The following is a 9544-nucleotide window of genomic DNA, read 5'->3' as shown; positions in this document are numbered from 1 at the left end:
GGGTGTACGGGGCGGAGAGCCGGGAAGAAGCTCTTGGGGCCTTGGAGGAGGTGAAGGCCGCCTGGGGTTCGCGGTACCCGGGGGTGGTGGGGCTTTGGGTGGAGGAGTCTGGAGCCTTCCTGCGCTTCTACGGGTACCCCAAGGTGCTTTGGCCGTACTTGCGGAGCACCAACCTGATGGAGCGGTTTATCCGGGAGCTACGGCGGGGGACGAAGGTGCGGGACCACAAGTTTCCTAAGGAAGAGGCGGTGTACAAGCTTCTTTACCTGGAGTCGGAGAGGCAGGCTGCTTCGCGAAGCGAACATCTTGCAGGGAGGTGGGCAGAACGGAAACTAAAGGGGTTCTCGGAGGTGAAGGAGGTGCTGGAGAAGATGCTTCAGGAGCGGTATGCCCCCCGCACACAGACTCTTACACATAACTCTTGACACGACCCCTCCTGGGGCACGGCCTCGCCGTGGAGGCCTTGAGGGCAGCGGGGACGAAGCGTGTGGGGATCGTCCTCAACTTCGCCCCGGTGTACGGCGAGGACCCCGAGGCGGTGGACGTGGCTGACCGCTACCACAACCGCTACTTCCTGGACCCCATCCTGGGCAGGGGGTATCCCGAAAGCCCCTTTCAAGACCCCCCGCCCACTCCCAACCTCTCCCGTGACCTGGAGCTCGTCGCAAGGCCCCTGGACTTCCTAGGGGTGAACTACTACGCCCCCGTCCGCGTGGCCCCGGGGACGGGGCCTTTGCCCGTGCGCTACCTTCCCCCGGAGGGGCCGGTCACGGCCATGGGGTGGGAGGTCTACCCCGAGGGGCTTTACCACCTCTTGAAGCACCTCGGCCGGGAGGTGCCCTGGCCCCTTTACATCACGGAAAACGGGGCCGCCTACCCCGACCTCTGGACGGGAGAGGCCGTCGTGGAGGACCCCGAGCGGGTGGCCTACCTCGAGGCCCACGTGGAGGCCGCCTGGCGGGCCCTCTTCACCCTTTACGCCACCGCCACCCCCTTTGACCGGCCCTGGGAGGCCCGTTACCTCCTGGAGCCCACGGGCTTCGTCCCTTACCGCCTCTTCACCCGTTTCATGCGCCAGTTCGCCGTCTACACCCGGGAGCGGTACCGGGGAGGGAGGGAGTTCTACTTCGCGGGGGGGATTGAGGACCTAGCCCGCTTCCACGGGTACCTCCGGGACCGCAACCTCCTCACCAAGCGCCTCTTCCGCCCCCCAGAGGGCCTGGTGGCCTACGAGGTCCCCCTCCTGGAGGTCCCCGAGGAGGCGAAGGCCCTCCTGGCGGAGGTGCGGAGGCGGCTCAAGGCGGCGGCCTACCGGGCCCCCCAGGAGGAGCGGGGGATCGTCATGGCCCAGCGCACCCTCCTCTCCCGGGCCATCCTGGAGAGGATCAAGCTGAGGGCGGCCCTTCCCCTGGTGGCCGGCCTCCTGGAGGAGGGGTGGCACGTCCTGCTCTTCGTCCAGTACCGCTCGGACAAGACCCTGGACCTCACGAGCCCCGAGGCGGTGGAGGCCTTCCTCCAGGACGCCGAGGAGAGGGGGCTCAAGGGGGCCCTCCACCGCCACCTGGCCCCGGCCCTGAAGGGCCTCGGGCTCACCCTCCCCTCCCCCGTGGCGATGGTCCGGGAGGCCTTCGGAGGGCTGGGAGAGGACCTCGCCTTCTACACCGGGGCGGAGACGGGAAGCGCCCTCAGGAGGACCAAGGCGGCCTGGGACGAGGGGAGGGTGCGCCTCCTCCTGGCCACCGCGGGCAAGGGGGGTGTGGGCCTCTCCTTCCACGACACCACGGGGAAGAGACCTACGGCCCAGATCGTCCTCACCCTGCCCTGGACGGCCACGGGGCTGGACCAGGTCCTGGGCCGGGTGGTGCGCCTTGGAATGAAGAGCCCCGTGCGGATCCTCTTCCCTGCGGCCCCGGTGCCCTTTGAGCAGCAGCTTGCGGCCACGGTGGCCCAGAGCCTGAGGACCCTGGGGTACGCGGTGCGAGGGGGCGAGGGGGTGGTGCCGGAGCGGGTGGTGGAGGCCTTCCTCTACGACCTGGCGGCGGTGGACCTGATGGGCTTCCTCAGGCTTTTAGAGGCGGAGGAAAGCCTGTCCAAGGCCCCCCGGGAGGAGGAGGCCTCTTCCCTGGAGGTGCCGCTTCCGCCCTCGGGGTGAAGGGGAGCCTAAAACTGTAGGGTGAAGGGGGTCCCGGAGGCCTCCAGGGAGTAGACCCCTTCCCTTCGGGGGTGCCCTTTCCAGCTCTTTTGGTGGGGGGCCCGGGCTCAAGCTACCCGGCCCAGAGCCGTGGGCACCAGGTCCCTCCCACCACCACAAACTGAGGGGATACGCCCAAACCCCCACGCCAAAGCGGCTCAGGAATCCTCCCGCCGTTTTCCCGAGACTCCGTTCCCCCTCCGCCCATCTGCGCCCTTCCAAGGTAGTGTTACCCCCCACCCCCATGGGTAGGGCCGGTCCACCCGGGCCTCAGGGGAGGGTCAGCCTTGCGGGAAACAAGCTTAGCGATAAGACCAAGCCCTCTTCGCACCGGCTAGGAGGCTCTCCCCATGGCCTCTACCTCCTCCAGGCGCCTGGGATGGAGCGGGCCAAGGGCGAAGAGGTAGAAGGCCAGGAAGGAGGCCAGGGCCACCCGCAAGGGCAGGGTCACGCCGATCCCCCCCAGGACCCCCGAGAGGGTTCCCCCTAAGGCGCCCGCCCCGTAGATCAGGGCCCGCAGGGCGGCCAGGCTCCCCGCCAGGGCCTCCTCGGGCAGCAACCACCCCCGCACGGCCCGCAGGTGGACGCCCGTGACCCCGACGGCAAACCCATAGAGCAGGCCCCCCGCGAGGAAAGGAGGGAACGGAAGGGCCAGGAGGAGGAGGGCCCTCACCGGGTCTCCCCGGTCCAGCCGGGGGCTCAGGAGGAGCAAAGGGCCTAGGGTGAAGTACCCGAGGGCAGCGAAGAGGCCTACCCAGAAGGCCTCCCCCGTGCGGGCCACCTCCAGGCTCAAGGCGCTGAAGCCCAGGGCGGCCCCCAGGTCGCCCAGGGCCTCGGAAAGAAAGGCCAGTTTCCAGACCGGGTTCAAGCCTCTAGAGCGAACCCTTCCACCATCCAGATGACCCCACCTGTAATGGAGCAGGCATGGCAAAGGGGCGCACGTACACCCGCCGCGTCCGGCCGCCGACCCTGACCTCTTGCACCTCCTTGAGCATCGCCATTCACCCCCTTACGGGTTAGCCCCAGAGTAGCAGCAGGGGAATACCGCCCGTGGAGCCCAGGAGGGCCTCACCCACGCCCCTCGGCGTCACCACGAGGGGAGAGAACCCTTTGGGAGAGGCGGAGGAGAGGGGGAAAGAGAAGGGAGGCCAGGAGGAAAACGCTCCCAAAGGCCACGAAGGCCCCCCTGGGCCCCAGGAGGTCCCCAAGCCCCCCGCCCAAGGGGGAGCCCAGGACCCGGGCCGTCTGGGTGAGGACGTTGACGTAGGCAAAGAGGCCCACCAGGGTCTCCGGGGGGGCAAGCCGCTGGAGGAAGGTCCGGAAGGCGATCCGGGCCACGGAAACCCCCGCCCCCGAGACCAAAGACCCGAGGAGGAGGTGGGGGTAAGGGAGGAGGCCGTTCCCCAGGTTGCCCAGGCCCAGGAGGCCAAGCCCCCCGAGGAGGCCAAGGACCGGGGGGAGGGAGACGCGGGTAAGGGCCTGGGCCACAAGGAAGCCCCCCAGGCTAAAGCCCGCCCAGGCGATACCTAGCCCCTCGGGCCGCTTGAGGTCGTGGAAGAGAAGAGCGGTGAGGACCCCGCCCCCCGTGAGGGCCAGGGCAGGGAGAAGGGCAGGTAGAGCAACGGGGAGGAGAACACCCAAGGGTACACCCCCAAAGGCCTTCCGCCTCCCTTCGGAAGGGCCTAGGGGAGGAGGGGCCTTCAGGCCCAGGAGGAGGACCAGGGCCACCCCCAGAGGAAGGGCGAAGAGGGGAAGGGCGTAGGGCCCCAGGCGGTCCACGGCAAAGCCCCCTATGAGGGGGGCCAGGACCAGGCCCAAGGTATTGGCCATTTCCCAGCGGGCGTTGGCCTGGGACAGGGCCTCCTTAGGGAAGAGGCGGGGCAGGGCGCTTCCCAGTAAAACGCCGTAGATGGCCAGAGCAGCCGTAAGGAAGAGGAAGAGGGCGAGCAAGGCGGCGTAAAGGAGAAGAAAGGTGCTAAGGCCAGGGCTTCCCAGGGCGAGGAGGGCCGCTACCCCAAGGCCAAAGGCGAGGAGGCGGAGCACCATTTGGGGCCTGGTCTCAAGCCAGGATTGGAGGAGAAAGGGGGTCAGGATGCTCGCTAAGGCTTGAACCAGGGTGAGGACCGAAGTTTGTAGCCCCGAGGCTCCCGCTTCCAGGAACCGCCATAGGCCCGCCACCACCAGGCCCTGGCCGGTCAGGGTTAGAAGGAAGGCGAGGAGGAAGAAGGAGAAGGTACCCGAGGGCGGAGTTAAATCCTTAGCCATGCTGGGACGCTGAGCCATCAGCTAGAGGGATTTCGCTGGTGTAATTGGGGATAGTCCGAATGTCCACGGCATCAAAGAAGTTCGGTTGAACAGGTATTTTCCGTAGCTCTTGCAGTAGAGGCGAATTCTCCCAAATGTCGGCTAAAGTGCTCGTTAGAAGGTTGCCGAAGAACGAATACCTGGGCCGCCACTCACGCAATTTGGCAGAAACGTAGACATTACCCCTCGGATCTACGCGAAGAGCACGATTACCCCTAGAGGTAAGCCATATCTGATCGCGGGCCGGGTTTTCCGATCTAAGTTCTCTAGAAAGCTTATACCACAGCCTTTGGTGGGGCTTAATCGCACCTAATCTAACCATGTCCATGTATTCCCCTACAGCGAAGTCCCACTCTTCCTGGCTAAGAACGAGATGATTCAAGCTTGCCCCGCGCCCTGCGGGATACATGGGCGCAATCCCATACATAGCGTTGTTTTGTGTTGCGATTTCACCTATCTTTCTAATCTCAGTGTAGTTCTTCTTGTGAACTACCGTGAAGACAGCCAGAGGGATACCGGCTTTGGCAATGAGACTTATCTGCCGCAAGGTAGTCTTAAATCCCCCCTTACCCCGAAGCAAATCGTGGCTATCCGGACTAGATCCGTCTAAAGTGGTACCCACGAAGTTCAGATTTTTTGTGGACGCAATCTTATCTAAGTCGCTATCTCGCAACACGGACAAGTCGGTGTTAACTTGAACGCTAAACCCTAGCTCGTCCGCTAGGCGGATGATCTCCAATCCATCTGGCCTACTCAGTGGATCACCTCCTGTGAATTCAAGGTAGAAGACCCCTTCCTTTCTTATGGAATCCAAGATATATCCCCACTCATCGAAAGTCAGCTCTTCCCGAAGAGGTATTTTGGGTTCAGGGCCGGATTCGTATGCACAGTATGCACAACGCCTATAGCACCTATTCGTGAGCTCGATTTCCATGGATAGAGGCCTATAGTACCGGTCATCGGAGAAGTGTTGATCGTCTAGGAACAAAGCTTTAGATTCCAGCCCTTCTTGAGAAGGGCGAAGGTATCCCTCGGCAATCAAGTAAAGGATTAAATGCCCCGCTGCCTCTACAAATCCCTTGGTAATTTCACTTAAGCCTCCTTCTTTGAGAACTTGCTTGAGGGCCAGCGATGGCCTAGTAGCAACTACAAAGGATCTAACAAGGTCGAAGGCTTCCTGATTGAGAAAAATGCCCCTCTTAAAGCCGTAGAGTATTCCCCCGAACCGCTCTCTGCGTAGGACAACGCTAGCGTCGCTGGCAAGGACAAGGGGCACGTCTTCGACCCAAAGCCTTTCGTATTCCGAGCCTAATCCTTCTTCGAGGTCCTCCTCGTAAGCCAATATAAAATTGCCTGTATCAATGGCAACCATCAGGAAATCATGCTGCTGGCCTACGACCTTTGGAAGTTGTAAACCCCTCTCGTGCATTTCTTCCACCCCCTTACGGGTTAGCCCCAGGGTAGCAGGGGGGAGGTTACGTCCAGGTTACGTGGAAGCTCTTCCCAACGATGGCCCCTGCGTAACCTCGCGTAACCTTGGACTCCCCGCGTAACCTCCCCCTTGGCACCCTGGAAGCATGAGGCACAGGTGGCCTTGGGTTCTCCTCGTGGGATGGCTTCTCCTGGCCCTTCTAAGAGGCCCTGGTCCCGCCCCTTCCCTGGCCTGCTGGAGTCCCGACTGCTTCCCTCCCGGTTCACACCCCGTACTCCCGGCGAAGCCGCTCCACCCGGGCCCGGGCGATGGGGTAGCGGGGATCCTCGGGGGATAGCCCCTCCAGGAGGGCCTCCCAAACCTCCAGGTCCTCCCCCAAGCGCTCTGCGAGGAGGAAGAGGGCCTCCTGGTCCCCCGAGGCCAGCACCGCCCGGCGCAGGGTCTCCTCCAGTTCTAGGCGGAGCGCCTCCACCCCCGGGGCCTGGCTCCAGGGGAGGAGGGGGCCCTGGTAAAGGGCAAGGGCCTGTTCCAGGTCTCTCCCGGAAAGGGCCCTGAGAAAGGCCAAAAGGTCCGAGGGAGGAGGGTCTTCCAGACGGTAGGGGGCGCAGGAGATCCGGAAGCCCTTGGCCCGCAGGCGGTGGAGGAGGGTCTTCAAGGCCCCTAGGTTGGGTTCCCCGTAGAGGGCCTCCGCCAGGGCTTCTCCCGATATGCCCTTCTCGTGGGCAAGGAGGAGGGCCAGCGCCTCCGTGCCCCTAGGCCCTAAGGAGGGTAGGGGACCTCCGTCAAGGAGGCGGAGGGAGGTCTCCTCCCCTCGGCCCAGCAGGAAGGCCCGGGCCTCGGGGCGGAGGGCGGGGGCCAGGCGGGGGGCCAGTGGGGCCTCTACCTCCGCCCCCAGGGCCCTGAGGCGGGCCTCGGCCAGGAGGGCGTAGAGGGCCCCGTCCTCCCGGAGGAGGCCGTGGGCGGAGAGGAGGAGATCCCTGGCCGCCTCCCCCCCTTCCAGGAGCCCCTGGGCCAGGAGGAGGAAGCCCTGGGACCACCCCGCCTGGGGGCCGGCCTGGGCCGCTTCCAGGAGGAGCCGGGCCCTAAGGGGTTCCAGGGCCAAGGCCCCAAGGACCAGGAAGCTCGGGAGGCTGCCCGGGCCCAGGAGGGGAAGGAGGCCCTGGAGGAGGGTCCGGGCCCGCCGGGGCTGGCCCCGGAGGAGGTGGGCCAGGGCCAGGGTGTGCCCGGCCAGGAGGCGCACCCCGGGCAGCTCGTGGAGCAGGAACTCCTCCCCCTCTTCCAGGACCTCGGGGAGGGGAAGGGCGCCGAAGAAGAGCTCCAGGCGGAGGTGGTGGAGCCGGGTCCAGGGGGAAGGGGCCTTGAGGCGGGCCAAGGCGGCATGGGCCAGGGCCTCGGGACGGCCCAGGCGCTCCAGGACCACCGCCAGGGCCAGGTGGAGCCGGGCCTCCGCCTGGGAGTTCCCCCGGAAGCGGTGGAGGGCCTCCTCCAGGGCCACCGCCCCTTCCCTCGGGGGCAGGGCGAGGCCCAGGTGGTAGAGGGTGAGGGGGGTCTGGGCCCTCCGGGCGGCCTCCAGGGCCAGGGCCCGGTACCCTCCCCAGTCCCCCTTGCGGCCCTCCAGGAAGCCCAGGAGGGCCAGGCGCTCCGCCTCGGGGAGGCCTTCTTGGGGGGTTTGGAGGAGGGCCAGGGCCTCCCGGTCCTTTCCCCCCTCCAGGAGGCGGAGGGCGATGGGGAGGCGGGATGGGTCCATAGGACCAGCCTAACGGCCCGCCCCAGGGCCCGCGGGCCATGGGCACCCGTACCCCCTACCTATGCCAGCTCCCTGCACGGCCCCTTGCGCCCCGGAGCTATTCGTCAAAGCCCAGGGCCCGGAGGTAGCGCTTCACCAGGTAGTAGGGCTTGCGGGCCAGGTAGTCCTTGCCCTGCTCCACCCGCAAGACCCAGTGGGGCCGGAGGCCCAGCATCCGGGCGAACCGGGTGGCGGAGACTCCCAGGGTCTCCCGCCTGCGCTTGAGCTCGGCGATGAACTCCTCATCAAAGAGGAGTTCCTCCGTGATCTTGACCTTGCCCTCGAACTTTCCTCCCATGGCGTTCTCCCCCTTCTCCTTGGTCCTGTGACGACTCCTCGGACTGAAGTCCGAGGCTTCTCGGTTCCCAAGATACGGGCTTCGCCCGTGACCACGGGACGGCCCACGCCGTACCCATCCCCGAAGGCCCCGTCCAGGCCCTTGCCAGAACATTCAGCGCGGCGGCCACATCCCGATGCAGGGGAGTCCCACAACCCGGACAGGTAAATTCCCTCACCCAGAGGGGACGCTTTTCCCGGTGGCCGCACACTGGACAGTCCTGGCTTGTATGTTGGGGGTCTACCCCCACGACCCGCCTACCAGCTTCTTCCGCTTTGTAGGCGAGGATTTGGAGAAACTGCGCCCAACCCGCATCCAGAACTCCTTTGGATAGACGGGAGCGGGATAGGGCTTGGATGTTCAGATTCTCGTGAACGATGGTTCCATAGGTATTGACCAGCCTCCTTGCAATTTTATGGTGGAAGTCTTTGCGCTGGTTGGCGATTTTGCGGTGCAGCTTGGCAACCCGCTTTCTGGCCTTCTCGCGACGACGGCTACCCCGCTTCTTGCGGGCAAGGCTGCGCTGTGCGGCGGCGAGTTTGGCTTGCGCCTTGTGGAGGTACCGGGGGGCCTCGACCATCTCCCCGTCGGAGGTGACGAGGAAGTGGGGGTTGGTGCCCAGGTCTATCCCGATGGCCCGGTTGTTGGAGGGAAGGGGCTTGGGGTCCACCTCGCAGACGAAGACGATGTACCACTCTTCCCCCTCCCTTTTGACCGTGGCGGTCTTCGGTTTCCCCTCCAGAGGACGGTGGAACTTGCACTTGACCGAGCCGATGCCGTACAACAGTACCCGACCCTTTTGAACCTTGACTCCTGTTTTATCCGCTTGGGGGAAGGTGAAGGAGTCGTAGCGCCCCTGCCCCTTGAAGCGGGGATAGCCCGCTTTCCCCTTGGCCTTAAGCCGTCGGAAGAAGCCCTGGAAGGCTTTGTCCACCCGCTCGATGACGTTCTGCAAGACCTGGGAATGAATGCGCTTGTACTCCGGCAGCTCGGCCCGTATCTCGGGCAGATACCTCTTCTGTTCGTAGAAGCCGACAGTCCTCCCGCCCTTCTTGTAGGCATCTCTACGCTCCTGCAAGGCGGCGTTGTACAGGCTGCGGCACAGCGCAAGGGTGCGCTCCAGGTCTTTTTGCTGGGGCCGGGTGGGGTAGAGTCGGTACTTGAACGCCTTATGCATCGTCTACCTGATGCTTGCGCTGCTCCTGGATGTAGCGCTCGATCACCTGGCGCGTGGTGCGTTCTTCAGGCACGTGCATATGATAACCCAAGTTGCTACCTATCCCCTGGATCTGAAAAAATAGTGGCCGCTATGCTTTCCCGTCTCATAGCGGCCTTTTGCATTATAGACGACGCCCTGCAAGCCATGGGCTACAAGGATGACCCCCAAGCCAAAACGCCCGCCTCCGCCATCCTCACCCTCGCCCTCCTTGCCGCCCTAGAGTTCGGCGGCAAGCACAACAAGGCCCTGGCCCTCGCCAAAGACCTCGGCCTCTT

General features: G+C 64.8%; 8 protein-coding genes and 1 pseudogene. 3 read left to right on the top strand and 6 right to left on the bottom strand.

Going from position 1 to position 9544, the window contains the following annotated elements:
* Together ACYQ0J_RS07280 and ACYQ0J_RS07275 are read left to right on the top strand one after the other, a co-directional pair.
* On the top strand, positions 1-425 hold a 425-nt coding region (locus ACYQ0J_RS07280; protein ID WP_460171509.1), incomplete at its 5' end, for a transposase.
* Entirely contained in the window at positions 422-2152 is a 1731-nt protein-coding gene (locus ACYQ0J_RS07275; protein WP_245537212.1) for a family 1 glycosylhydrolase, read from the top strand. The genes ACYQ0J_RS07280 and ACYQ0J_RS07275, both read left to right, overlap by 4 nt.
* 373 nt (positions 2153-2525) lie before the next feature.
* On the opposite strand, the gene ACYQ0J_RS07270 is transcribed toward ACYQ0J_RS07275, so the two are convergent.
* The 6 genes from ACYQ0J_RS07270 to ACYQ0J_RS07245 all read right to left on the bottom strand — a co-directional run bounded on the left by ACYQ0J_RS07270 (position 2526) and on the right by ACYQ0J_RS07245 (position 9227).
* Positions 2526-3059 (bottom strand): hypothetical protein, encoded by a 534-nt coding sequence (locus ACYQ0J_RS07270; protein ID WP_014516139.1) that lies wholly within the window; start codon positions 3057-3059, stop codon positions 2526-2528.
* 200 nt (positions 3060-3259) lie between these two features.
* Positions 3260-4456, bottom strand: a complete 1197-nt coding sequence (locus ACYQ0J_RS07265; protein WP_003043751.1) for an MFS transporter — start codon at positions 4454-4456, stop codon at positions 3260-3262.
* Positions 4449-5924 (bottom strand): radical SAM protein, encoded by a 1476-nt coding sequence (locus ACYQ0J_RS07260; protein ID WP_014632236.1) that lies wholly within the window; start codon positions 5922-5924, stop codon positions 4449-4451. Before ACYQ0J_RS07260 ends, ACYQ0J_RS07265 begins: the two co-directional genes overlap by 8 nt.
* A 265-nt stretch (positions 5925-6189) precedes the next feature.
* Positions 6190-7674 (bottom strand): hypothetical protein, encoded by a 1485-nt coding sequence (locus ACYQ0J_RS07255; RefSeq protein ID WP_014516140.1) that lies wholly within the window; start codon positions 7672-7674, stop codon positions 6190-6192.
* A 97-nt stretch (positions 7675-7771) separates the two neighbouring features.
* Complete coding sequence (locus ACYQ0J_RS07250) at positions 7772-8011, bottom strand: helix-turn-helix domain-containing protein (RefSeq protein ID WP_014516141.1); 240 nt, start codon at positions 8009-8011, stop codon at positions 7772-7774.
* Complete coding sequence (locus ACYQ0J_RS07245; RefSeq protein WP_231291389.1) at positions 7959-9227, bottom strand: RNA-guided endonuclease InsQ/TnpB family protein; 1269 nt, start codon at positions 9225-9227, stop codon at positions 7959-7961. Before ACYQ0J_RS07245 ends, ACYQ0J_RS07250 begins: the two co-directional genes overlap by 53 nt.
* A gap of 132 nt (positions 9228-9359) precedes the next feature.
* Between ACYQ0J_RS07245 and ACYQ0J_RS07240 the strand changes: the two are divergent.
* Positions 9360-9544: pseudogene (locus ACYQ0J_RS07240) on the top strand (IS982 family transposase); the annotation flags it as partial.

It is taken from the genome of Thermus sp. FJN-A (genome assembly GCF_054655095.1).
The sequence above is the reverse complement of the archived record's forward strand: the minus strand, read 5'-3'. Positions and strand labels throughout refer to the sequence as shown.